The sequence below is a fragment of the Bacillus sp. PK3_68 genome (assembly GCF_003600835.1).
Classification (GTDB): Bacteria; Bacillota; Bacilli; order Bacillales; family Domibacillaceae; genus Pseudobacillus.
The window spans coordinates 3,888,289-3,912,081 of sequence record NZ_NQYC01000001.1; the positions used below are offsets into that span (position 1 = coordinate 3,888,289).

Genomic DNA, 23,793 nt, shown 5'->3' on the forward strand with positions numbered 1-23,793 from the left:
CAAAGCAAATTTTCCGCCAAGGCTGTGCAATTCATCCTGTGAAGTCGCTTGTAAACGCATGTTTACCAGTCCCTTCTTTCGGTAGTTCCGCCTTGTGGTTTTTATTTACCCGTCCTGTTTCTTAATAAACCTATTTTTTTGAAAAATAAATTTTTTGCGGATTTTAGTCATTTTTTGAGGAACGAATTTTGTTTTATTTTTACTGAAAAACGGTAATTATAGAATAAGAGGAGCAAACAGTCATCACATGAATAATGGATTATAAAATATTTCAACATCATATAAAGGTGGGATTCAACATGAAAATCAAAGTAAAAAGTTGGAGAATGTTAACCGCTCAAGATAAGATGTCAATATTAAAAGCTATTAGCCAACGGCCAAGGGTTAAAAAAGGAGCATAAATTACAGACAGTATCAGGGGCATAAGAGCCTCATTTTTTTTGTCTTTTTATAAGAAATCTTGTATTAGCTGCGTATTTCGTGTATATTTTGATTAACGATTGGTTAATCATTAATAAATTGAAAGTAATTATTGAGGTGAAAAAAGAAAGTGGACAAATTTATCTCCCACAGAGAGGCGCTAAAGGAGTATGATAGTAGACAGTATCGTACTCCAGATGGTTATACGAGCGATATTGTTATTTTTACGATTAAACAAGATGAGAAAGCAGAATTTTCCGGTTCCCTTCATCTTCTCCTTATTAAGAGAGCTTTGCAAAATAGTGAAGGACGGCCTAATATTGAAGGCGGAAAGTGGGCGCTGCCTGGAGGTTTCGTAGCGCCGAATGAAACAGCCCTTGACGCAGCGATGCGAGAACTGGAAGAAGAAACAGGTCTGAACGGCATCTATTTGAAACATTATGCCGTGTATGACAAGGAAGGTCGTGATCCGAGGGGTTGGATGATTTCTAATGCTTATTATGCTGCCGTTCCGGAATATTTGCTAGAGGGGAGAAAAGCCGGTGATGATGCGATGGACGTCCAGTTATTTAATGTCCAAGAAGCGCTTAATTTACCGCTTGCTTTTGACCATAAACTCATTATTAAAGACGCCTTGGAGAAAATTCAATTAGAGATGTTGCAAACGACATTGGCGAAAGAATTTCTTCCAGCGGAATTTACCTTATCTGAGCTTCGGCACATCATTCTATGTGTATCGGGAGATCTCGTCGAAGAAGTAGTTAAATCAGAACCATTTTTTTGGCGAAAAGCACCCAAGTTTCCATTTATCGAGAAAGTGCTGAACGAAGATGGCAGTCCAAAAACGACACAGAGAAATTCTAAATTTAAAACTACACTTTATCGTTTTAATGAATATAATCCAATTAAGAGCATTTATAAGTGAAAAATATCACATAAGGAGGAATGAGGAAGGATGGGCAAAAAAGCACTAATCAATGTGGATTATACGATTGATTTTGTGAACGGAGCACTGCCAGTTGGCCAGCCGGGGATGGATATTGAAGAGGCAATTGTCTCGCTGACAGAACAATTTTTGGCAAATGAAGATTTTGTTGTGCTGGCAATTGATGTACATAAAAAGGATGACCCCTATCATCCAGAAACGAAACTGTTTCCGCCCCACAACATCGAAGGAACAGAAGGGCGAGAGCTATATGGACGACTGGAAGCTGTCTATCAGGAAAATAAGAATACGGAGCAGCTTTATTATATGGACAAAACCCGCTATTCGGCTTTTGCAGGAACCGACTTGGATATTAAACTCCGGGAACGAGGGATTACTGAGATTCACTTAGTAGGTGTATGTACAGATATTTGTGTGTTGCATACAGCAGTTGATGCCTACAATAAAGGTTATTCTATTGTTGTTCACCAAAATGCAGTTGCAAGCTTCAATCAGACGGGCCACGAATGGGCATTGCGTCATTTTCAAGATTGTTTAGCGGCAAATGTGATTTAATTGTGGAGGGAACGAGCAGACATGAACAAACATTTTGAAGATGACAGCATGGCCTTGCATACAGATTTGTATCAAATTAATATGGCAGAAACCTATTGGCATGATGGCATTCACAATAAAAAAGCCGTGTTTGAATTATACTTTAGAAAGCTTCCTTTTGGTAATGGATATGCCATTTTTGCAGGTTTGGAAAGAATTATAGAGTATTTGAAGAACTTTAGCTTTTCGGAAAGTGACATTGCCTACTTGCGGGATGAGTTGGGGTATGCAGAAGACTTTCTTGCCTACTTAAAAGAAATGACTTTTACGGGCACATTAAAAGCGATGCGTGAAGGAGAGATGGTTTTTGGCAACGAGCCGATCTTAAGATTGGAAGCTCCACTCGCAGAAGCGCAAATTATCGAAACGGCTTTATTGAATATTGTTAACTATCAAACGTTAATCGCCACGAAAGCTTCCCGTATTAAACAAGTGGTTGGCGAGGAATTAGCGATGGAATTTGGAAGCCGGAGAGCTCATGAACTAGACGCTGCTATTTGGGGAACGAGAGCGGCTTACATTGGTGGATTCGACGGAACTAGTAACGTAAGAGCTGGCAAGCTATTCGGCATTCCTGTTTCCGGTACGCACGCGCATTCACTCGTTCAGACATATAAAGATGAATATACAGCTTTTCATAAATATGCAGAGCGTCATAAAGACTGTGTTTTTCTAGTTGATACTTATGACACGCTTAGATCAGGGGTTCCGACGGCAATTAAGGTAGCGCAAGAACTGGGGGACCAAATTAATTTTGCCGGCATTCGACTGGATAGCGGGGATTTAGCTTATTTGTCTAAAAAAGCGAGAAAGATGCTGGATGATGCTGGTTTTTACGATACAAAAATTATTGCCTCAAATGATTTAGATGAGTATACGATTATGAATTTAAAAGCACAAGGCGCAAAAATTGACAGCTGGGGAGTCGGTACAAAACTAATTACTGCGTTTGATCAAGCAGCTTTAGGGGCCGTATATAAGCTGGTATCCATCGAAAACGAGGAAGGCGTAATGGAGGACACAATTAAGATTTCAGGCAATCCTGAAAAGGTAACGACGCCTGGCTTAAAACGCCTGTATCGAATTATCAATAAGCAAAACGGCAAGTCAGAAGGCGATTATTTAGCTATGGAGTATGAAAATCCATCAGAGGAAGACCATTTAAAAATGTTTCATCCGGTGCATACATTTATCAGTAAATTTGTTACTAATTTTGAAGCTCGGGAACTACATGAATGCATTTTTCAAAAGGGCCAATTAGTTTACGTTCAGCCGGATGTCCAAGAAATACGGGAGTTCGCCAGAGAAAATCTCCAATTGTTATGGAAAGAGCATAAACGATCCCTTAACCCTGAAGAATATCCTGTCGATTTAAGCCAAGCTTGTTGGGATAATAAAATGAAAAATATTGCTGAAGTACGAGAAAAAGTAAAAGCGATGAATCATAGAACTGTTTAAATAATGACAGGGCCTTGGTAGCCTGTTTAGTGAAGAAATGGAGCAAACGAAGAGTTCCGAAAAATTAGAAGCAGCACTTATACAGTGCTGCTTTTTCTGTTAAATTAACTAGTTGTCATTTTTACTAAGTGGAAAACACTGTCAAAATTCTCATTTTATTATAAAATGGAAGAGAAAGAGATGATAGAAACGTATGATTAATTAAGGGAGCGTAATAAGATGGCAGAAAAGTTTAAAAATATGGAAACAGCGATCATCCATGCAGGCTATGATGCCAAAGAACATTTAGGCAGTCTCACTCCCCCTATTTTTCAAACCTCTACTTTTACATTTGACAGCGCCGAACAGGGGGAGCAGCGCTTTGCGGGAGAAGAAGAGGGATTTATTTATTCCAGACTTGGCAATCCCACAGTAAGGGCTTTGGAGGAAAGAATAGCAGAACTTGAAGAAGCGGAAGCAGGGCTTGCCTTTGGTTCGGGAATGGCAGCAGTATCTGCTGTACTAATGGCTTTGACTAAGAGCGGCGATCACATCTTATGCTCACAGGGCGTTTATGGATGTACATTCGGTTTTCTTGAGTTGATGAAGGAAAAATATCAAATCACTCATGACTTTTGCGGGATGGAAACGGAAGAACAAATGGAGCAGCTGATTCGTGAAGAAACGGCTTGTATTTACGTAGAAACCCCCATTAACCCAACCATGAAATTAATTGACCTAGAGCTCGTTTCAAAGGTTGCCAAAAAGTATGGCATTCCGGTAGTGGTCGATAATACCTTTTCCTCTCCGTATCTGCAGCAGCCTTTACAAGCAGGGTGTGACATTGTTCTGCATAGTGCCACAAAATATATTGGTGGGCATGGGGATGTCATTGCTGGGCTTGCAGCCGGAAAAAAAGAGTTGATCCAAACGATTGCCAGAACGACATTGAAAGACGTAGGGGGAGTGATTTCACCTTTCGATGCCTGGTTGTTATTGCGAGGAATGAAAACGCTTCCGGTTCGCATGGATCGTCACTGTGAGAATGCGGAGTATATTGTCGAACAGTTAAAAGAACATCCTATCGTGAAAAAAGTATTTTATCCAGGTGATCAAGCAGGCGGAGACTATCACATTATGCAAAAACAGATGAGAAAGGGCGGAGGGTTAATTTCCTTTGAAATTAACGGCAGCAAACAACAGGCTCAGCAGTTACTTAATCATCTGTCATTTATTAAAATTGCAGTAAGTCTAGGAGACGCAGAAACATTGATTCAGCATCCAGCAACTATGACACATTCGGGTATCCCGGAACAAACGAGAAGGGAAATGGGGATTTCTGACCAGCTCATCCGCCTGTCTGTTGGTTTGGAAGCGAAGCAAGACATTTGGGAAGATTTACAGAAAGCACTTGACCAGCTCAAAGAAGCAGCAGAAATGGCTCAGTCTTCCTGAATATGACCAGGCTTTAAGAAACGAGGAGAGGTTGAGGACGGGAAGAGAACGGCAGCATAAGAAAAGTAAAAGGACAGCTTGACAAAGATAAAGCCTCACCCGCTAAAAAATAAGGAGTGAGGCTTTACCGATTACACAGCTTCAAATTCGGTGTCATGGCATTCCGGACAAGGAGGAAGGCGGTCTTTATCCTCGTCGAGCGTCAGGACCTGTCCGCATTTTTCGCATTTATACTCACCTTTTCCGGGTGTTTCTCCTGTGTGTGGCATACAAGCACCTCCTAAATAAATCGTTGCTTTGTGTATACCCGGATAATGAAGGATGAAACAATATAGACCAGCGTTGCTTCTTTTGTGACAGTTAACGTTTACCATGTGAAGCGATGACTTTATTTCTTCCGGCTTGCTTGGCTTCATAGAGGCATTGATCAGCTAAATGGATCAGTTCATTAGGGACAACCGCATCGTCCGGAAAGAGGGCTACTCCTGCAGAGAGAGTAAGGGGCTTGCCGGTAGGGCTGTTTGTTTCTGCTAAAGAGCTTCGCAATTTTTCCGCTATGTGCTTAGCTAATTTAAGATCCGCATTTGGCAGAATAATTAAAAACTCTTCTCCTCCATAGCGGCAGCAAATATCTTCTTCGCGAACTGTTCTTTTGATGAAATCGGCAAGAAAGACAAGCGCTTCATCGCCAACCATATGACCGTATACATCATTGACGACTTTAAAATGGTCAATGTCTAAAAGAATAATAGAAAAAGGAGTTTTATTTGCAGCCAATTGGACAAGATGTTCATTCATAGCTCTGCGATTATATAATCCGGTTAACGGATCCGTCGATGACTGCTGTTGGAAGTCACTGACTCTTTCATGAAGAACGTGGAAACCACTCAATAATGCCTTTTTTAACTGAATCGCTTCATAATACCAAGCGTGAATTTTTTTGATATCTTGTGGTTGGCGGCTGTCCGAACAATTTTCTGCCAGGTAAGCAAGCTGCTGTAAAGGACGAGTTATCTTGATTAGGATCCACCAAATAATAACCAGAGAAATAAGAATAGGCGGTAGAGATGTGAGAAGCATCCGTTGTATCATCTTATTTGAAGGAGATAGAACAGCAGAAGAAGGGCGTTGTGATACCACTCCCCACTCAGCCACAGGGATGGCTGCATAGCCGGCTATCATATCTTTTCCTTGTGTATTAGTCACCCGCTGAGCCCCGCTTTGTCCGTTCATTAATTTTTGAACGACAGGGTTTTTAGAGACCATGTCGTTGATCCGGTCCGGAGACTGATGATAAATAACCCGGCCATCGCCGTCCACCACGTAAACATAGGAGCCATCATGATAAAAGTGTTCACCAAGCAATTGATTGAGAATGCTTCTTTCTTTTAAATAAATTGTCCCGCCCACGAAACCAAGATACTCTTCACTTTCACTAAAAATAGGATAAGAAATCATAATAATTAAACGCCCGGTAATTGAGATAAATGGCTTGGAAATGAGTGGTTTCTTTTCTTTTAGCGCCTGCACAGCGCCCGACGCGCTGAATAATTTGTCTTTCAGTTTAAGGTGTTCTGGCGAGACAGCTAAAATCTTACCGGTTTGATCCACTACGGCAACAGAATTGAACATATCTGACTGGCTTTTCAGACGATTGACTTCATTTAAAAGGGCTTCCTCATTTCCCTTCATGGAAGGGGCAACCGTTTGAGCACTATTCTGTAAAACTTGCAAGGTGGATTTTAAATAATCCTCTGTTGTTCGCGCCAGCTTTTCAGCGTACACGCGATTAGTTTCCAAAGCATTCTTCACGAGCGTTTCTCTTTCGAGCAGATAACCTGAATACAGACTGACAGAAAGAGTAAACAATACAGAGGCAAGAGTAACAAATAAAATTAAATGTTTGAAAGATACTTTCATAAAAATAGTTCCTTCTTTTTATAGTAAAATGCCTTGTTTTTGATGTCTAAAATAACTATAATAATGGATTGCTTTTACCTTGCCAAGAGGAACTTTCTTAAAATGGGAAAATAGTCAAACACCCCCACTTTTTGTTGCGAACTCTGTCGGTTATGATAAAGAAGTGAAAATTTAAAAAAAGAGGAGTAAAAAGATGGAGATTGTTATATGGTCAGATTTTGTTTGTCCATTTTGTTATATCGGTAAGCGTCGCTTGGAAGAAGCATTAGATAAGTTTCCATACAGGGAACGGGTAAACGTCCGGTTTAAAAGTTATGAGCTTACCCCCCATGCACCGAAAGAACCTTCCAAAGTCATTCATGAAATACTTGCTGAAAAATATGGAATGAGTATTGAGCAGGCAAAGGCGGCTAATGTTAGTATTGGTGAACAAGCAAAAGCAGCCGGTTTGCTATTTAATTTTGAAAATATGAAGCCGGTGAATACGCTGGATGCCCATCGCCTAGCTAAATTTGCTGCAGAAAGAGGCAAGGGAGCAGAGATAACAGAGAGACTATTGAAGGCTTATTTTACTGATTCATTGCCTATAAGTGATGGCAATGTATTAGCGGAAATTGCCAGTGAAGTGGGGTTGAACCGAGAAGAAGTGACTTTGTTCCTGAAGGGAAATTGTTTAACCGAGGAAGTAAGAGCTGATGAAGAAGAAGCACGCACACTTGGTGTGCAGGGTGTCCCATTTTTTGTGTTTAATAGCAAATATGCAGTTTCCGGTGCACAGCCGGTTGAAGTGTTTGCATCTGTTTTGCAGAAGGCATGGGAAGAAGAGCTTGAAGAAAAGCTTAGGCCGCAACAATCATCCGAAGTCATTGAAAAGGGAACGGTTTGCACAGAGGAAGGCTGTGAGGTAACAGGGAGTACTAAAAACGCACAGTCAAACAAATGAATGGAATAAAAAGAAGGGATGAAAGAAGAGCATGTGAAACCTTAATGGGTGACATGCTCTTTTTATCAGGCCAATTATGTATATTTACAACATTGTATAAGGATTCAGCATTTTTCAGTAAGATACTAAGAAAGAGTGTGTGCTATAAGCGGATGGGACAGGTGGCATAGCGATAAGCAAAGGGAAGATTTCTTTCCTTCCATCGACATTTGTAATGATCATGGTGGTAATTACGCGATGGGTATGGCTATTAAGTGAGCGGCAAGGATGGCTGACGTACTCGGAGATCACTGTTCGCCAAGAGCTGATACAACTATTCTTTCTTCAACCAGGCGAGCTGCCATCATTGTCAGCGTTGGTTCATATTGTTCTTCGACGAATAGAGAGCACGCTTCTTGGAATTGTGACTACAATGATTGAATGATCCTTATTTGTCTTTATTTTAAGAAAGAGAAAAATAAGAAAAGTAATAGCAGAGGGTCCGGCAGCGAATTCATACAGGGCTGAATAATTGTCTTGTTTATAATGTTCCAGGGCAAGAAATGGATTCTAACTCATATACTGTGGTGTAAAAAGTAAAAATGAGGAGGAACCAAACATGCGCGTCTTAGTATTAGGATCCGGACTAATGGGCAAAGAAGCCGCGAGAGACTTGGTGCATTGTAAAGAGGTGGCCGAAGTTACGCTGGCTGATTACGATATCCAAAAAGCAAAGCAGACATGTGAGATCCTACAATCTTCAAAGTTAACTGAAGCTTTCGTGGATGCCTCTAATAAAAGCCAGCTTATTCATTTAATGAAAAAGCATGATGTTGTTATTAACGCGCTTTTCTATTCGTTTAACGTATCTGTAGCAGAGGCAGCCATTGCAGCCGGTGTGCACTCAGTTGATTTAGGTGGTCACATTGGCCAGGCAACGGAACGGGTGTTGGAAATGTCAGAAGAAGCGAAGACAGCTGGTATTACACTTATTCCTGATCTTGGTGTGGCTCCAGGAATGATTAACATTTTATCAGGGTACGGTGTGAGTAAACTTGACAAGACTGAATCGATCAAGCTGTATGTAGGAGGCATTCCGCTGCGGCCGGAACCACCCATTGAATATAATCACGTATTTTCAATGGAGGGGGTATTTGATCATTATACGGATGCTTCTTTTATCATTAGGAATGGGAAGAAACAAGAAATTCCTTCTTTGTCAGAAGTGGAAACCGTTTATTTTGATAAGTTCGGTCCTTTAGAAGCATTTCATACTGCAGGGGGAACGTCGACGCTTTCCTATTCCTATCCGACCCTTGACTGTCTGGAATATAAAACGATACGTTATCCAGGGCATGCAGAAAAATTCAAATTACTTGTTGATTTGAATTTGACACGTTCAGATTACGCCGTAAATGTGAATGGTACGCAAATCAAACCACGTGATGTGTTATTGAAAGCTCTCGATCCAATTGTAAATTTGAGAGATAAAGAAGATGTGGTATTGTTAAGAGTTGAAACAAAAGGGATAAAAGGAGACCATAAGACCAGCTGTACGTATGAAATGATCACATACAAGGATACTGTTAACAATGTAACCGCCATGGCGAGAGCAACGGCCAATACGATTTCCGTTGTTGCTCAAATGATTGGAAATGGAACGATTAATAAACCGGGTGTCTATCCTCCAGAGCAAATTGTTCCTGGTGGCAAGTACATGGAGGAAATGGCAAAGCGTGGCGTTATCATTAAAGAAATGATCGAAAGACAAGAGTCATCCATACAATCGTCATGAGGAAAGAAGCTGTCATGAAGCCGACTAAATAGTCGGTTTTACGACAGCTTTTTCACTAATCTTTATTTTAAAGTAGGATACTTACGCTGTTTTTCTCCTTCGACAATCTTAACTTCGACATGTATGCTTTCAAGCGATTGTTCTGTTAATGGAATCGAGCCTTGCTGCTGCACTCTTTTCCATGCTTGCACATTTTTTCTGTATAAAACTTCCGATAAGCGCAGTACGTCTGCATCAGCCTCCAGTCCTGTCTTGAAGGTGTTCCTTATCTCCAGTGCCATCACTTTTGCTGCCTCGCGTTCCAGCTCTGCAAGGTTTGCAAGCTGATCTAATTCCCTGAGGTCTCCCTTCGCTTTCACTTTTAGTGTGAAGCGAATACCTTCCTTCCTGACAATAGGCTTTATATGCACATCCAAGTGATTAATTAAAATGCTCGTATGCTTATATTTTCCTTTTCTTATTCGTAAGTCTTCTCGATTCAAATCTTTATTGACCCACTTTAGCCCTGCTGATTTTTCCAGTGGCAAAACTTTTTTTAAGGAATTTGCTGTGACGATAGCGGTTCCTTCTAACTGAATAGATTTTCGCTTCCCGCTATCTGTTCGCCAGTTATTTTCGTTTGTGCCGACTAATGGAATGATCGCTTCATGTGGAGGTTCATTTAAAAATATGAGCAGTTCCCTCATATCTACCGGTTTTAATATGGAACGTTGATCGTAGGAGGCGTATGGATCAACCAGCCTGGAAAGAGCCGTAGAGAGCTGCATGACAGGCACTGTGGTTAATAATTTGTCAAGCGGCTCTCTCGTTGCGTACATCCACATCCGATACCGGGTTTCACGATACCTGTCAAATAAGTCCACTGCATGACTTACGGCTTGCGCTCGCAGGGCTTCTTCTGTGAAAATAATGGCGGCTAAATGTCCCCAGAAAACACGGCGCTGGGAAGATTCATACAAATTAAATATCGCTTGATCTATTGTTTTGCCGGATGCCTTTCCAACCTCTACTTTTGTTTCATCACTGCCTGACCCGGACTCTTGTTTAGCGAGCATCCCTAAATTAAGAAGCTGCAAGTAAATGGTATAATAGCCATCTTTATAATCAATCCCTATGGCATGGGCATAAACCATGCGATCAGGCTCATAGGAATCCCAGCATCCTGTTAGCAAAAGAAGGAGCAGGGCCGACAATCCGGTGTACGAAAATCGTCTCATTTTTTTCTTCATCGCCGCCCATCCTTTTTAGTAGCATCGATGGGATCAAGCATGCTTGCTCGCTTATCGTCTTTTTGTGCAGGCAAACGCATCATCGCTTTAAGAATATTCTTCCAGCTTAAGCGGGTCGCGAGCTCTAAATAAGGGACACCAAAGGTGCGAATTCGTGCTGCATAAATACCAATGAGGAAGATTGCAGCAAAGAAACCGAAAAAACCAAATAGCGCCACGAGAATAATAACGAAAAAGCGAAGAAGCGAGATAACCCCGATAAATGACTGATTAACAAGCGTAGTCATGGCCACAAAGGAACCGGCGATAACGACAAGCATAGAGGGGCTCGTTAAGCCGGCGCGAATGGCTGCATCCCCAATAATTAGGCCGCCAACAACGCTCAGTGTTTGTCCGATGGCAAGCGGCATTCTTAAGCCAGCTTCCCGGAACAGCTCAAATAACAGCATCATTAAAATGGCTTCCAACGCCGTTGGAAAGGGAACGCCGCTTCGAGATTCCACCACTGTTGCCAGCAGGGTTAAAGGAAGTTGGTTTTGATGGAAGGAAGTGAGCGCCACCCAGAAGCCGGGAAGAAAGGTTGCGATTGATATGCCTGCCACTCTTAGTAAGCGTTCAAATGAATTAAAGGCATAGGGATATTCCATATCTTCTGCGCTTTTCAGCAAAAAGAATAAATTGACAGGAGTAATATATGCGTAGGCTACACCATCAATTAAGATGATAAACCGGCCTTGCAATAAGGATTGAACAGCAAAATCTGGTCTTCCAGTATAAGAGTGGCGTGGGAAAAAGGCGTAAGGGTCATCATTCATTAATTCTCCCAGCTGTGTGCCGCTTACTAATGCATCAATGTCGATCTTCTCTATCTGCTGTCTAATTTGTTCTAAAGTCGCCTTATCGGATATATCGTCCATATACAAAACTAAAACTTTTGTCTTTGATCTTCTTCCGACTTCAAACGACTCGCTTGCCAATGAAACCGTTCTTAGCCTCTTTCTGATCAATGCGTGATTGATTGTAATATCCTCAATGAAATTATCCCGCGGACCTTTAATGCTGACTTCTGTATTTGTTTCTTCGGGTTTTCGCTGCGGCCGATCAGCAATATCTACGGAAACAACCAGCTTGTCGGCAGGAAAAACAATGAGAAGCATGCCGGAAAAAATATCCTCTGCCGCTTTTTCTTTTTCCGTTACTATTTGCAGGGAAGGGACATGCAACGAGTGAATGTTCTCTTTTGTTGCCCCGTTATGGACTGCAAAAAATTTTTCTAGCCTTTTTGGGATCGTTGATTTAAGAAGATCAGCATGGACTAATCCGCTGCAATAGACAAGCGTAATGGGATCGTCATTAAAAGCTAATTCTGTAAATTGAACGTCTTTATTTTTTTGGAACAAATCTTTTAAAGAGCTTACCGTAAGCGAAGAGTGTTGAGCTGACGGCGTTCGCTCCTTCTTTTTCTGTTTCACTAATTCTTCAACGTTTTTCAGTCGAATTTTCTTTGTTTTCATTTGTAGACCCCCGTTTTTTACTTCCGAAAAAAATGGCGAGTAAGACGAACAAAACAGTAAACGCGGAGAAAAACCAGAAACTGGCCGGCAAAGCAATAAAAATGAGCCATTTGGAAAAGGTGAAATCAGTTATCGGGATTAGAACCAGCCCTGTCACAGCAAGAGCGATGAATAGGAGCGTTATATTTTTCTTTTTTTCTGATTCTAGAGGAAGAATTTCTTTCATTAAAATAAAAATAAGTGATATTCGGATAAATGAACCGGACATCCATTGATAGATAGATAAAAATCGACGTGTTCAATAAATGTACCAAGCGACACAAGTCCCCATTCTTCATAGGCTGGAAAGCGCTGTTTAGCCGCCTCGACCGGACCGAATTCTATGATCGCCCCGATGAGTGGCCCGGTCGTAAGCACGGTTAAAATAATGATAATGGCTGCATAGTGACGAAAACGGAGCGGGGCATTTATTTTGTGCTGCAGCAGCAAAAAGATAAAAATTTCAGCAAGCCCTGATGCTTGGAAAATGAGGCTTTTCATTATCGGATCATAGCCATGTTCCAATATCGGCAGCAATAAAGAGTAATTTTTATGTTGAATATTTGCAATGGCGACAAAGAAGCCAAAAATGACAATGAAAAACAATAGAAATATATTGAGGATATTTAATGTTCTTAAATTGGTTGTGGCCATTACCCAGCAAACGAAGCTACATAGCACAATGAGAAAAAAGCGGGTGTTTCAGGCAAAAACATAATGTTTGCCCATGTAATCGTTTCCCGCGCAGTAACAGCTGCCATTAAAACCAAGTAACCGATAAAGATAATGGCAAGGACTACAGTCGCTTTATTGCCGATTTTTGTTCCTAGCCATTTAAATAAAGGCTGCTTATCCGTTCTTTTTTGTATGTATAAAAAAGTGGGATCCAAATAAAAGCAAGGACCATTGTAATCACTACAGCAATCCATGCATCGCGGCCTGCTGTTTGAACTAAAGGGGAAATAGCAAATACATGGTTCTTTAAACCGATCGCCGTCATCGCCAGTAAAATAAGTTGAAAAGGAGTAATGGAATCGGCTTTGTACATAGGACCACCTTTATTTCCGTATATTAGTTGACCTCTAGGCTAGTTTTTCTTTTCTTCCCTTTTTTATACTAAGGCTCTGTTACAGATGAATGTTGTTTTTTCCATCGTTGATTGCAACGGAAGGCAGCGACTCCAGCGGGAAAAGAGCGTCCTGGTGAGAGCCCGCAAGCGCGCACGCGACGAGGAGGGTCACAGACTGCCCGCGGAAAGCGTCCGCCTGCAGTGAAAATCAACACGCAAGTATAACAGAGCCTGTACTAAAAAAGCTCTGCACCGTATTTTAGTAAAATACGGTGCAGAGCTGTTCTGTTAATTTCCATCCATTTTTGTATCTTCCTTATCAATACCTGGATCTTCTTCTCTTTCATCTTCCTCAGGATTGCCATCATTTTCGGCATTTTTTTCAGTGGAACCACCTTGATTATCTTCATCTTCCTCAACTTTATCCGTCGGCTCCTCCATTACTGGTTTTTCTTCTTCTGATTCATTGCCGCTGCATGCTCCCAGAAGCATGACAGCAAGGAAGGGTCCAGCTGCTAGTTTTACCCACTTTGACTGCATATTTTCTCTCCTTTCTAGCGAAGTTCATTGCTTTCTCTTTTCCCTGATTGTTTAAAAATATTCTTCGTTTTTTTAGGAAGTGTGTTTTTACGAAATTATCTGAAAAAAATCCCTTGTTAATAAACAAAAATTGTGATAATTTATATTCTATTATGAAGCATAAGCTTCACCAAAAACAAAAATGTTGTTTACGCTTCAATTTAGGGAGAAGTGGACATGGAAATATTAGCTAAAGTAAAAGAAAGATATGCTTCCTTGTCAAAAGGTCAGCAAAAGGTAGGGAAATACGTTCTTGATTTTCCTGAAAAAATTGCTTTATTGTCTGCGAGTGAAGTGGGCAAACAAATTGCTGTCAGCGAAACAACAGTTATTCGTTTTTGTTATTCGCTCGAGTTACAGGGCTATGCTCATCTGCAATCCATTATTCGCGAATACCTTATTCAGCATAAAAGCAGCTTAAACCGCTATTATTCTTCCAAGATGGAAATGGCTCAGGAGCCTCATTTCTTCGCTCAAGTGATGGAAAAGGATGCGGAGAACATCCAAAGAGCTATTGATACTATTAAGGAAGAAGACGTTCAGCTGGCTGTTAGCAGGATAATGGAAGCAGGCAAGCTTTTTTTGACAGGAATGAGAACCTCCTTTGCTCCCGCTCAATGGCTTGCTTTTACATTGGGCCTTGTACGGGATGAGGTGAAGTTAGTGCAGCCTGGGATTGATGACCTCGTAACTGTCCTACAAAGTATGGATGAACATTCGGTTTTTATTGCCATCACTTTTCATAGATATGTGAAGGAGACGGTTCAAATAGCAGAGAAGGCAAAGGAACGGGGAGCGTTTGTTATAAGCTTGACCGATTCTGGACTAGCACCGATCACTGAATTCAGCGACCTGACTTTTGCTGTAGGAAGCCAGGAGCGATCGACTCTGGATGTTTTTCCTCCGCTGTTTTCCTTGCTTAATGCCATAATGGCAAGCTTGTATGTTCAATACCCAGAGGAAGTAAGGGAGCGGCAGCGAAAATATGAACAGGTAAATGCCGATCATCTATTTTATTATTGATCGATCATTAATTACTCAAAATAGAAAAAACTGAATATTCATTGTTTTGTATCGGTAGAAAGGAAGTTTTTTATGAAAAAGCAGCTTGAACAACTAAAACCAGCTATACGGCAATTATATGATTATTTGCATTCTCATCCGGAAATTAGCTGGCAGGAAGTCAACACAACCGCTTTTTTAACCAATTATTTAGCAAATGAAGGGTTCGCGGTAAGAACGTTTGATGACTGTCCAGGTCTCATTGTAGAAATGGGCCAAGGGAAACCGGCAGTTGGACTACGCTGTGATATTGATGCTCTCTGGCAGGAAGTCAACGGCCGATTTCAAGCCAATCATTCGTGTGGCCATGATGCCCACATGACAATGGCTGTTGGTGCCTTATTATTACTGAAAAAAATAAATTATTACTTTCCTGGACGATTAGTCGTTATCTTTCAACCAGCTGAGGAAAAAGGAACCGGAGCCTTAAAAATGATAGAGAAGGGACTTATTGATGGCTTGGATTTTCTTTACGGTGTTCATCTGCGGCCCATTCAAGAGTTATCCTTTGGACAGGCTTCTCCGGGAATTCGGCATGGAGCAGCCAAGTTTATTGCTGGGGAAATTATTGGAGAAGATGCTCATGGTGCCAGGCCACATCTCGGAAAGAATGCCATTGAGATCGGTTCCTCGCTCATTCAAGCCATGCAGCAAATCCATATGGATCCGTCTATTCCTTATTCAGTGAAAATGACGAAATTTCAAAGCGGCGGTGAATCGAGTAATATTATTCCAGGAAAAGCGACCTTTTCAATTGATGTTCGCGCACAGACTAACGAAGTGATGGCAGCACTGACAGAGAAAATTGTTCAGGCATGCAAAGGAATAGAAGTCGTTCACGGAGCGTCTATTCATTTAGAAACAAAAGCCGAAACGGCAGCGGCTATCGTTTCAGAAGAAGCCTCTAATATAATGGAGAATGCAATCAGCAGAGTGCTGGGGGAAAAAAATGTCGTCCCGCCTATCGTGACAACTGGAGGAGAGGATTTTCATTTTTACACAGTGAAGCGGCCGGAAGTAAAGGCAGCGATGCTCGGATTAGGCTGTGATTTAAGCCCGGGTCTGCATCATCCTGAAATGACTTTTCAGATAGACGCTCTTTATCCAGGAATTGAGATATTGGCTGAAACAATTATACAAACGTTTGAACGGATGAAAGGGTGAGGAAACGTGCAAGATTACCATATTCGGTTATTTAATGACCGAACAGACTTTGAAAAAATGCAGCAGCTGGAAAGAGACACGTGGAATATGGAGCCGATTCCGATCCATCAAACGCTCACCGCCCATAAAAATGGCGGTTTGTTAGTAGGTGCTTTTCAAGAAGAACGATTAATTGGCTTTAGTTACAGCTTTGCTGGTTTTTCAAATGGCTCTTCTTACTTATGTTCGCATATGCTTGGCATCCATCCTGATCATCAAAAGCAAGGAATCGGTGAAGCGTTGAAAAACGCCCAAAAACAAGAGGCTTCTCGTCTTGGATATGAGCAGGTAACATGGACGTTCGATCCGCTCGAAAGCGTAAACGCTTATTTAAATTTAACGAAGCTTAAAGCTGTTTGTTCCACATATGAAGTGAATTGTTACGGTAAAATGGAGGATGGATTAAATGCCGGTCTTCCAACGGATCGATTGAAGGTGGATTGGTGGATTCAAAGTGATTACGTGAACACCTCCTTTACTTTTACAGAAGAAAAGGCAAAAGTTTTCGCACAATATGAAAGAACAACAGAAGGATGGCCGAAAATGTCCCTCCATCATCCTGATTATTTAGAAAGAGAAGAGGCATTGCTCGTCCCGATTCCTCGAAAATTTCAAGAGATTAAAAGCCAATCATTTGATTTAGCTTTGGATTGGAGAATGAATACACGGAAAGTTTTTCTGCAGCTATTCGCTAACGGATATACAGCTGTAAAACTCATTCAACGTCCGCAAGAACCGGTGAACTATTATCTATTCATAAAGAATATTCAATTTGCAGGAAAGGAAGAGGAAAAATGAAATTAACAGAAATTATTTTACGTCATTTACAGATGGAAATGAAATTTCCTTTTACTACTAGCTTCGGAACCATCGAAAACAAAGAATTTATTCTCGTAGAGGTAAAAGATGAAGAGGGAGTATCCGGCTGGGGAGAATCTGTTGCTTTTGCCTCTCCTTCGTATAATGAAGAAACGCTAAAAACAAACTGGCACATGATAGAAGATTTCTTGATTCCTTTATTAAAAGGCAAAGAAATATCTCATCCCGATGAAATTTCAGAGATATTTGAGCCGATCAGAAAAAATAACATGGCGAAATCGGCCATTGAAGGAGCGGTGTGGGATTTGCACGCTAAACGGGAAGGAATCCCGCTTTATGAGGCTCTAGGAGGAGACAATACAACGATTGATGTGGGGATTAGCATCGGTATTCAAGATACGGTGGATGATCTTTTAGCTATTATTAAAGAGCATGTTGAAGAGGGCTATAAACGAATCAAAGTGAAAATTAAGCCGGGCTGGGATGTTGATGTCATCAGAGAGATCCGTCGCTCTTTCCCAGATATCCAACTTATGGCTGATGCCAATTCAGCTTATCGTCTCGAGGACCTGCCAGAATTGAAGAAGCTAGACGAATTCAATTTAACAATGATTGAACAGCCGCTTGCATCGGATGATATCATTGACCATGCGGTTATTCAAAAAGAATTAAAAACACCGATTTGTCTGGATGAAAGCATTCATTCCTATGAAGATGCCAGAAAAGCTTTGCAGCTCGGCAGCTGTAAAATTATCAATATTAAAATTGGCCGTGTCGGTGGATTGACGGAATCTAAACGGATTCATGATTTATGCAAGGAGAACAATATTCCTGTTTGGTGCGGAGGAATGATTGAAGCGGGTGTAGGACGAGCGCATAATGTGGCATTAACTACCTTAAGTAATTTTACACTCCCGGGTGATACAGCTGCTTCTTCCCGTTATTGGGAGAAGGATATTATCACACCAGAAGTGACAGTGCACGATGGGGTTATTCAAGTTCCGAACAAGCCAGGAATCGGCTATGATATTGATCTCGAAGCGGTGAAGCAATTTACATTGAAAGAAAAAGCCTATTCACTGTAATTTGGCGAGTATGACATTTAAGAAAACCTGGCATCAACAGGTTTTCTTGTCCACACCTAATAAATTCAGAATATTCAAACGGAAGAGGGAGAAGAATGAAAAAAGCTTTTCAAATTGCAGGCGCATACATCGGAGTCATTGTAGGGGCAGGATTTGCTTCCGGACAGGAAATATTGCAATTTTTTACGAGCTTTGGATGGATTAGCATAGCAGGAACATGTGTGGCTACTCTTCTATTTGCTTTTTTAGGCATGCAATTGCTGCAAATCGGCTCTCGTCTTAAAACCGATTCTCATAAAAATGTTATTTATTTAATTTGCGGGAAATGGATAGGGATGTTTGTTGATGCCCTTATCACCTTTTTCTTATTTGGCGTAGCGGCAGTAATGATTGCCGGCAGCGGATCGATTTTCGAACAGCAATTTGGTATCGCTCCTTTGTATGGAAGTCTCATAATGACAGTATTAACTGCTGTCACTCTATGTTTCAATTTTCAAAAAGTTATTTCGGCGATTAGTTTGATGACTCCCTTCCTATTTATCATGATTTTTATCGTTTTTATTTACTCTGTTTTCCGTTATGAAGGGAATGTTTCGGATATTTTTCAAATCAGCCAAACAGAAAATACGGCAGCCTCTCATTGGCTGATAGGGGCCATCTTATATGTATCGTACAACATTGCGGCTGGAGCAGCTATTTTGACATTGATGGGAGGAGCTGAAAAAAATGAGAGAACGGCTGGGCTTGGAGGTATTTTTGGAGGCATTGGCCTTGGCTTATTGATCTTATTAATTAATTTGACAATGCTTTTAGATTTCGGGGCCAGTCAGCAGGCCGCTATGCCGATTGTTCACATTGCCAATGGTATTTCGCCAATCACAGGTTATTTCATGTCATTTGTATTGTTAGCAATGATTTATAATACGTCTGTCGGAATGATATATGCTTTTGCTGCGCGAATCGTACCGGCCCATCGTAAGTCTTTTACTCCGGCAGTAGTTATTTCTACATTGGCCGCTTTTCTGGCAAGCTTCGTCGGATTTGTTAAATTAGTAGGCACCTTGTATCCAATTGTTGGCTACCTCGGTTTGATCTTAATTATCGGTGTTATTTTCGCCTGGCTTAGATTTAAGCAACCATTTAAGAATGAAATGAAGATATCAAGCTAATAAGAAAGCTATCCACCAGTTAAGTGAACACCAACTGGTGGGCAGCTTTTTGTTTTGCCAAGGGATTGCATAGCCCCTCTTTCTTTTTTGATAACGGTCCTCTTCATTTGCTTTGTTAGGCAGAGGGAAGAGTATGGAAGAAGAACGCATATAAAAACAATGCATATGTTGAAATTACGAGCTGAAAGGAGGAGGGCAGATGGAGATATACCGCAGTTATTTAAAGGAAGCTAAAAAATGGTGTGAGGCTTTATGTGCTTTGCAGCATGAATTAATTGACCTTAATCAGGTGGAAAAGTGGAAAAACCAGGTGGAGAAGATGGATAATCGTTTATCCAATATGAAAGAAGAAGAGATTCATTTAATCCAAAGTGAGATTTTGGGATTAGATCAGGAGTGGCGCCAGCTTCATGAAGGGCTGTTTGCTGAAAAAAACGAAAAAGAGAAGGAAGAAGAGCGGGAAAGAGCTGAACAGGTTCCTATTGGCCGCCACAAACTTCCCCCTCTCCCCTATGCGTACAATGCTTTAGAGCCTTATATTGATGAAGAAACAATGAGGCTTCATCATGACCGGCATCATCAAAGCTATGTAGAAGGTTTGAATAAAGCAGAGCTGGAGCTGCAAAAGGCACGAAAAAATAATGACTTTGAGCTCGTCAAGCATTGGGAGAGAGAGCTTGCTTTCAATGGTGCCGGGCATTATTTACATTCGATCTTTTGGAGAATCATGTGCCCAAACGGAGGGGGAAAGCCTTCAAGTGAATTAAACCGAGAGATTTCCCGGTCGTTTGGCAGCCTCGATGGGTTTAAGAGACACTTCTCCAAAGCCGCCGAGAAAGTAGAGGGAGGGGGATGGGCCATTCTCGTATGGTCGCCGCAAGCTCAGCGATTAGAAATATTGCAAGCTGAAAAACATCAAAACTTAAGCCAATGGGATGTAGTTCCTTTACTTGTACTTGATGTTTGGGAACATGCTTACTACTTGAAATATAAAAATAAGCGTGCGGAGTATATTGATAATTGGTGGAACATTGTTTGTTGGAATGAAGTAGAGAGACGCATGAGAAAAGCGAGGGGGCATTGAAAAGGCATTGCCTATTCATGGAAACTATATTACACTGGTAAGCAATGAAAAACTTTATATAAGAGAACCGGGTGCCTTTGCAACAGACAGCAAAGGGTAACAGGGAATCGGGTGCAAATCCCGAGCGGTCCCGCCACTGTAATCGGAAAGTTCTTTTTTCATTGATGTCACTTGAGAAATCAGGGAAGACGAAAAAAGCGCGCAGATCCGTAAGCCAGGAGACCTACCCAGGTTTGATCCCCTATGATGCCTTCGCGGAAAGGAAAGGTGGCCGAAGACAAAGCAGTCTCTGTTGCTTTTTTGTGCTGTTTTCACACACCCAAGCCCTGTTCTTAGCGATAAGAACAGGGCTTTCTTTCTGTGCTGATAAAAAAGAGAGGAGATGGAACATTGAAGCTAGCGTTTGCAGGATGGATAAGAAAAAAAGAGGGTCATCCTTTGTTTTCTCAGCTGTTTTCCGCGCGAACAAGCAGGGTTATTTGTATTTACTCATGGGACTTGCTGTCTTCCTTTTATTTTCTATTACATGGTCTATTACTCTAGGGCCGGTTAATATGCCAGCTGTTACAGCATGGAAGATCATCCTTTCACATGCACCTTGGGTGGACAATTACATAGAGGCAGACTGGAATAAGGCTCAGGAACACATAATTTGGAACATTCGGGTGCCGCGTGTATTGCTCGGAACTGTAACAGGAGCGGGTCTTGCAGTAGCAGGAGTTGTCATTCAGGCATTGGTACGAAATTCACTTGCCGATCCTTATATCTTAGGCGTATCTTCAGGTGCTTCAGTAGTAGCCACGCTCGTTATTTTATTTGGCGCTCTGCCTGTCTTTGGGCAATATGCCTTAACTACCGGCGCTTTTACCGGTGCCATGATAGCAATGGGAGCCGTGTACATAATCGCCCAGGAAGGCGGAAAGATTCTCACGACACGCCTATTGCTGGCCGGTGTAGCTGTTTCGATGACGCTGTCCGCTGTAACCAATTTTATTGTGACATTAGCACCGAAAGAATCGGGGATTCGAGAAGTCATGTTTTGGATGATGGGCAGCCTTGCTGGAGCCAAGTGGGAACACTTAGCGATTCCGACGCTAATAATTGCTGGCAGTGTCCTCTTTTTATTATCTGCCTCTTCATCGTTGAATGCTTTGTTAATGGGGGAAGAAGCGGCAGGAACACTTGGAGTAAATACAGATGTTTTTCGAAAGATCCTTATTGTTGTTGCTTCTTTAATTACCGGTGCAGTAGTGGCAGTGAGTGGTTCTATTGGCTTTGTAGGATTAATGGTGCCTCATCTAGCCCGGCTATTGCTCGGTTCCGACCATAAGCGTGTGATTCCAGTTAGTGCACTGCTTGGCATGCTCGTTGTGATTTGGTCAGATACAGCAGCCCGCTTGCTGCTTGCGCCAGAGGAGCTGCCGATTGGTGTAGTTACCGCTTTTTGTGGAGGGCCATTTTTTATTTGGCTCTTGCGGCACAGCTCCTATTCGTTTGGGGGAGGCGGCCGATGAAACTACTCGTTGAGAATGTTAGTTATTCAGCAAACGGCAAGTTTATCATTGACGATATTTCACTACAAGCGGCTGATAAACAGTTCATTGGCGTTATTGGTCCTAATGGAAGTGGGAAATCCACTTTATTGAAGAACGCTTCTCGGATTTTAACACCAGATAGCGGAAAGGTATGGCTTAATGACAAAGGGCTGCATGAAATGCCGGCAAAGCAAGCGGCAAAACAACTGGCTGTCGTAAGTCAAGAGGCTGCTGTGCCATTTGATTTTACCGTTGAAGAAATCGTAGCAATGGGCCGTCACCCTTATAAAAAAATTTTTCAACATGAAACAGAAGAGGACCGACAGATTATTCACGAATCTTTAGCTTATGTAGACATGGTCGAGTATGGCCAAAGTAGCTTTCAGCAGTTATCTGGGGGAGAAAAACAGCGGGTGTTTATTGCGAGAGCACTTGCTCAGAAGGCGGGCATGGTTATTCTTGATGAGCCAACCAACCATTTAGACATCAGACATCAGCTGCAACTGCTCGACCTTGTCAAAAAGCTGCCGATTACTGTTTTGGCTGCTCTGCATGATTTAAATCTGGCCGCGTTCTATTGCGACTATATATACGTTATGAACGGGGGACGCATGATTTGTTCTGGAACACCCTCAGCGGTTTTAAGCAAGGACATGCTGAAAGAAGTGTTTGGAGTAGATGGAGAGATCCAGATACATCCGCGGACAAACAAACCGCATATTACATTTTTGGCTCATGTGTGAAAAGGGGGAAACAAAATGATTAAAAAAAATATATGGATTTTAACTGGAGTTATTTGCATAGCTGCACTATGGATCTTTGCGAGTTTCAATCATGAGAGTTCGAGTTCGGCCAGCAAAACGGCGGAGAAGATAACAGATGAATGGGGAACGGCAGCTGCACCAAAGAGAGCGGTAGCATTGAATCAGCATGCAACTGAAATCATGCTTGCGCTTGGGCTTGAAGACTCTATGGTAGGAACAGCTTATCTGGATGATCGCATTCTTCCCGAATTGGAGGAGGCGTATAAAAAAGTGCCAGTATTGGCGGCACAGTACCCGTCCAAAGAAGTGTTTTTTGCTGCTGAACCTGATTTTGCTTATGCCGGGTGGAAAAGTGCCTTCACAGAAAAGACTCTCGGCACCCCGGAAGAGCTGGAGGCCGCAGGTATTCCTGTTTATGTTCAGCAGTCTTCTAGCAAAACATCCCCGACATTGGAAGATGTATATACCGACATTAAAAATATCGGAAAGATTTTTCACATCGAAAAGCGAGCGGAAAATCTTGTTAGTTCAATGAAAAAAGAAATAGACGAAACAGTTCAGCAAATTGGGACTGTTAGTCTGCCATTAAAAGTATTTGTCTATGACAGCGGAGAAGACAAACCGCTTACTGCTGCCAATACCTATTTAACAAAATTGATTGAAAAGGCGGGGGCAAAAAACATTTTCCAGGATGTGAATAAGGGGTGGACGAGTGTGAGCTGGGAAGCGGTAATCGAGCGCAATCCAGATGTTATTGTCATTATGGATTACGGGGATCAAACGGCAGAGCAAAAGAAAAAATTTCTGCTCTCAAAAAAGAATTGGCTGATGTAGAGGCTATCGAAAATAACCGAATTATAACTATGCCTTTGTCGGCTGGTGCGGAAGGCATACGTGCACCATTAGCACTGAAAATATTAGCAGAAGGCCTTTATCCGGAAAAGTTTTCAAAATAAAAAGAGAATCTTACTGACGCCTCTTTCCATTTTCATCATTTCCATCTATAATGAAGGAGAAGTTAATATTAAGAAGCTACTAGAGGTGCCTGTTAGAGGCTGAGAGAAAAGCACATGGCTTTTCAACTCTTTGAACCTGATCTGGTTGATACCAGCGTAGGAAAGTAGATTATTTATCACTATTTTACTTACTGCAG

22 protein-coding genes, 1 pseudogene and 2 riboswitches are annotated in these 23,793 nt (G+C 41.6%); of the genes and pseudogenes, 16 read left to right on the forward strand and 7 right to left on the reverse strand.

The window, feature by feature from the left end:
* Positions 1–550 precede the first annotated feature (550 nt).
* From CJ483_RS19530 to megL, 4 genes are all read left to right on the forward strand, one after another.
* Entirely contained in the window at positions 551–1,345 is a 795-nt protein-coding gene (locus CJ483_RS19530) for an NUDIX domain-containing protein (protein WP_259455723.1), read from the forward strand.
* A gap of 30 nt (positions 1,346–1,375) precedes the next feature.
* The gene (locus tag CJ483_RS19535; protein WP_120036808.1) at positions 1,376–1,921 is read left to right on the forward strand and encodes a cysteine hydrolase family protein; all 546 of its coding nucleotides are present in this window, start codon (positions 1,376–1,378) and stop codon (positions 1,919–1,921) included.
* Positions 1,922–1,942: 21 nt separating this feature from the next.
* A complete protein-coding gene (locus CJ483_RS19540) occupies positions 1,943–3,418 on the forward strand; it encodes a nicotinate phosphoribosyltransferase (protein ID WP_120036810.1) in 1,476 nt (491 codons plus the stop codon).
* A 219-nt stretch (positions 3,419–3,637) separates the two neighbouring features.
* Complete coding sequence (gene megL / locus CJ483_RS19545) at positions 3,638–4,852, forward strand: methionine gamma-lyase (protein ID WP_120036812.1); 1,215 nt, start codon at positions 3,638–3,640, stop codon at positions 4,850–4,852.
* A 131-nt stretch (positions 4,853–4,983) separates the two neighbouring features.
* Here the strand turns inward: megL and CJ483_RS19550 are convergent, their stop codons facing one another.
* Both CJ483_RS19550 and CJ483_RS19555 read right to left on the reverse strand, forming a co-directional pair.
* Entirely contained in the window at positions 4,984–5,121 is a 138-nt protein-coding gene (locus tag CJ483_RS19550; RefSeq protein WP_120036814.1) for a zinc ribbon-containing protein, read from the reverse strand.
* A gap of 91 nt (positions 5,122–5,212) precedes the next feature.
* A complete protein-coding gene (locus CJ483_RS19555) occupies positions 5,213–6,772 on the reverse strand; it encodes a sensor domain-containing diguanylate cyclase (protein ID WP_120036816.1) in 1,560 nt (519 codons plus the stop codon).
* Positions 6,773–6,965: 193 nt separating this feature from the next.
* Here CJ483_RS19555 and CJ483_RS19560 point away from each other — a divergent pair, with 193 nt between their 5' ends.
* From CJ483_RS19560 to CJ483_RS19565, 3 genes are all read left to right on the forward strand, one after another.
* Positions 6,966–7,715 (forward strand): DsbA family oxidoreductase, encoded by a 750-nt coding sequence (locus tag CJ483_RS19560; protein ID WP_120036818.1) that lies wholly within the window; start codon positions 6,966–6,968, stop codon positions 7,713–7,715.
* Between the two features lie 220 nt (positions 7,716–7,935).
* On the forward strand, positions 7,936–8,139 hold the full coding sequence (locus tag CJ483_RS24255; protein WP_142927243.1) for a hypothetical protein: 204 nt from the start codon (positions 7,936–7,938) through the stop codon (positions 8,137–8,139).
* Positions 8,140–8,313: 174 nt separating this feature from the next.
* Positions 8,314–9,489 (forward strand): saccharopine dehydrogenase family protein, encoded by a 1,176-nt coding sequence (locus CJ483_RS19565; protein ID WP_120036820.1) that lies wholly within the window; start codon positions 8,314–8,316, stop codon positions 9,487–9,489.
* Between the two features lie 62 nt (positions 9,490–9,551).
* Here the strand turns inward: CJ483_RS19565 and CJ483_RS19570 are convergent, their stop codons facing one another.
* From CJ483_RS19570 to CJ483_RS19585, 5 genes are all read right to left on the reverse strand, one after another.
* Positions 9,552–10,718, reverse strand: coding sequence for a Ger(x)C family spore germination protein (locus CJ483_RS19570; protein WP_120036822.1), 1,167 nt, complete (start codon positions 10,716–10,718; stop codon positions 9,552–9,554).
* On the reverse strand, positions 10,715–12,232 hold the full coding sequence (locus CJ483_RS19575) for a spore germination protein (protein ID WP_120036824.1): 1,518 nt from the start codon (positions 12,230–12,232) through the stop codon (positions 10,715–10,717). Before CJ483_RS19575 ends, CJ483_RS19570 begins: the two co-directional genes overlap by 4 nt.
* Before the next feature lie 225 nt (positions 12,233–12,457).
* On the reverse strand, positions 12,458–12,925 hold the full coding sequence (locus CJ483_RS25185; RefSeq protein WP_259455724.1) for a GerAB/ArcD/ProY family transporter: 468 nt from the start codon (positions 12,923–12,925) through the stop codon (positions 12,458–12,460).
* A 172-nt stretch (positions 12,926–13,097) separates the two neighbouring features.
* Entirely contained in the window at positions 13,098–13,319 is a 222-nt protein-coding gene (locus CJ483_RS25190; RefSeq protein ID WP_259455725.1) for a hypothetical protein, read from the reverse strand.
* Between the two features lie 309 nt (positions 13,320–13,628).
* The gene (locus CJ483_RS19585; RefSeq protein ID WP_120036826.1) at positions 13,629–13,880 is read right to left on the reverse strand and encodes a hypothetical protein; all 252 of its coding nucleotides are present in this window, start codon (positions 13,878–13,880) and stop codon (positions 13,629–13,631) included.
* Positions 13,881–14,096: 216 nt separating this feature from the next.
* On the opposite strand from CJ483_RS19585, the gene CJ483_RS19590 reads away from it, so the two are divergent.
* The 9 genes and pseudogenes from CJ483_RS19590 to CJ483_RS19630 all read left to right on the forward strand — a co-directional run bounded on the left by CJ483_RS19590 (position 14,097) and on the right by CJ483_RS19630 (position 23,596).
* Positions 14,097–14,942: a MurR/RpiR family transcriptional regulator gene (locus tag CJ483_RS19590; protein ID WP_120036828.1), complete on the forward strand. Its 846-nt coding sequence runs from the start codon at positions 14,097–14,099 to the stop codon at positions 14,940–14,942.
* A 72-nt stretch (positions 14,943–15,014) separates the two neighbouring features.
* Entirely contained in the window at positions 15,015–16,145 is a 1,131-nt protein-coding gene (locus CJ483_RS19595) for a M20 peptidase aminoacylase family protein (RefSeq protein ID WP_120036830.1), read from the forward strand.
* Positions 16,146–16,151: 6 nt separating this feature from the next.
* Positions 16,152–16,982, forward strand: a complete 831-nt coding sequence (locus CJ483_RS19600; protein WP_259455726.1) for a GNAT family N-acetyltransferase — start codon at positions 16,152–16,154, stop codon at positions 16,980–16,982.
* Positions 16,979–18,088, forward strand: a complete 1,110-nt coding sequence (gene menC, locus CJ483_RS19605; protein WP_120036832.1) for an o-succinylbenzoate synthase — start codon at positions 16,979–16,981, stop codon at positions 18,086–18,088. Before CJ483_RS19600 ends, menC begins: the two co-directional genes overlap by 4 nt.
* Positions 18,089–18,183: 95 nt before the next feature.
* The gene (locus tag CJ483_RS19610) at positions 18,184–19,257 is read left to right on the forward strand and encodes a YkvI family membrane protein (RefSeq protein ID WP_120036834.1); all 1,074 of its coding nucleotides are present in this window, start codon (positions 18,184–18,186) and stop codon (positions 19,255–19,257) included.
* Positions 19,258–19,456: 199 nt separating this feature from the next.
* Complete coding sequence (locus CJ483_RS19615) at positions 19,457–20,341, forward strand: superoxide dismutase (RefSeq protein ID WP_120036837.1); 885 nt, start codon at positions 19,457–19,459, stop codon at positions 20,339–20,341.
* 52 nt (positions 20,342–20,393) lie between these two features.
* A riboswitch (cobalamin riboswitch) is annotated at positions 20,394–20,586 on the forward strand.
* A 246-nt stretch (positions 20,587–20,832) separates the two neighbouring features.
* Positions 20,833–21,855 carry a FecCD family ABC transporter permease gene (locus tag CJ483_RS19620; protein ID WP_259455823.1) on the forward strand — a complete coding sequence of 341 codons (1,023 nt, stop codon included), beginning with the start codon at positions 20,833–20,835 and terminating at the stop codon, positions 21,853–21,855.
* Entirely contained in the window at positions 21,852–22,619 is a 768-nt protein-coding gene (locus CJ483_RS19625; RefSeq protein WP_120036841.1) for an ABC transporter ATP-binding protein, read from the forward strand. The genes CJ483_RS19620 and CJ483_RS19625 overlap by 4 nt, the downstream gene beginning before the upstream one ends.
* Positions 22,620–22,634: 15 nt before the next feature.
* Positions 22,635–23,596 (forward strand): annotated as a pseudogene (locus CJ483_RS19630) (ABC transporter substrate-binding protein).
* 71 nt (positions 23,597–23,667) lie between these two features.
* A riboswitch (TPP riboswitch) is annotated at positions 23,668–23,776 on the forward strand.
* Positions 23,777–23,793 lie beyond the last annotated feature (17 nt).

Bases quoted from the DNA above. Each gene is read 5' to 3' on its own strand.
- CJ483_RS19540 (WP_120036810.1), top strand. From the start codon at position 1,943: ATGAACAAACATTTTGAAGATGACAGCATGGCCTTGCATACAGATTTG.
- CJ483_RS25190 (WP_259455725.1), bottom strand. From the start codon at position 13,319: ATGTACAAAGCCGATTCCATTACTCCTTTTCAACTTATTTTACTGGCG.
- CJ483_RS19555 (WP_120036816.1), bottom strand. From the start codon at position 6,772: ATGAAAGTATCTTTCAAACATTTAATTTTATTTGTTACTCTTGCCTCT.
- megL (WP_120036812.1), top strand. From the start codon at position 3,638: ATGGCAGAAAAGTTTAAAAATATGGAAACAGCGATCATCCATGCAGGC.
- CJ483_RS19595 (WP_120036830.1), top strand. From the start codon at position 15,015: ATGAAAAAGCAGCTTGAACAACTAAAACCAGCTATACGGCAATTATAT.
- CJ483_RS19620 (WP_259455823.1), top strand. From the start codon at position 20,833: ATGGGACTTGCTGTCTTCCTTTTATTTTCTATTACATGGTCTATTACT.
- menC (WP_120036832.1), top strand. From the start codon at position 16,979: ATGAAATTAACAGAAATTATTTTACGTCATTTACAGATGGAAATGAAA.
- CJ483_RS19575 (WP_120036824.1), bottom strand. From the start codon at position 12,232: ATGAAAACAAAGAAAATTCGACTGAAAAACGTTGAAGAATTAGTGAAA.
- CJ483_RS19585 (WP_120036826.1), bottom strand. From the start codon at position 13,880: ATGCAGTCAAAGTGGGTAAAACTAGCAGCTGGACCCTTCCTTGCTGTC.
- CJ483_RS19565 (WP_120036820.1), top strand. From the start codon at position 8,314: ATGCGCGTCTTAGTATTAGGATCCGGACTAATGGGCAAAGAAGCCGCG.
- CJ483_RS19625 (WP_120036841.1), top strand. From the start codon at position 21,852: ATGAAACTACTCGTTGAGAATGTTAGTTATTCAGCAAACGGCAAGTTT.
- CJ483_RS19610 (WP_120036834.1), top strand. From the start codon at position 18,184: ATGAAAAAAGCTTTTCAAATTGCAGGCGCATACATCGGAGTCATTGTA.
- CJ483_RS19535 (WP_120036808.1), top strand. From the start codon at position 1,376: ATGGGCAAAAAAGCACTAATCAATGTGGATTATACGATTGATTTTGTG.
- CJ483_RS19590 (WP_120036828.1), top strand. From the start codon at position 14,097: ATGGAAATATTAGCTAAAGTAAAAGAAAGATATGCTTCCTTGTCAAAA.
- CJ483_RS19560 (WP_120036818.1), top strand. From the start codon at position 6,966: ATGGAGATTGTTATATGGTCAGATTTTGTTTGTCCATTTTGTTATATC.
- CJ483_RS19570 (WP_120036822.1), bottom strand. From the start codon at position 10,718: ATGAAGAAAAAAATGAGACGATTTTCGTACACCGGATTGTCGGCCCTG.
- CJ483_RS24255 (WP_142927243.1), top strand. From the start codon at position 7,936: ATGGTGGTAATTACGCGATGGGTATGGCTATTAAGTGAGCGGCAAGGA.
- CJ483_RS25185 (WP_259455724.1), bottom strand. From the start codon at position 12,925: ATGGCCACAACCAATTTAAGAACATTAAATATCCTCAATATATTTCTA.
- CJ483_RS19615 (WP_120036837.1), top strand. From the start codon at position 19,457: ATGGAGATATACCGCAGTTATTTAAAGGAAGCTAAAAAATGGTGTGAG.
- CJ483_RS19550 (WP_120036814.1), bottom strand. From the start codon at position 5,121: ATGCCACACACAGGAGAAACACCCGGAAAAGGTGAGTATAAATGCGAA.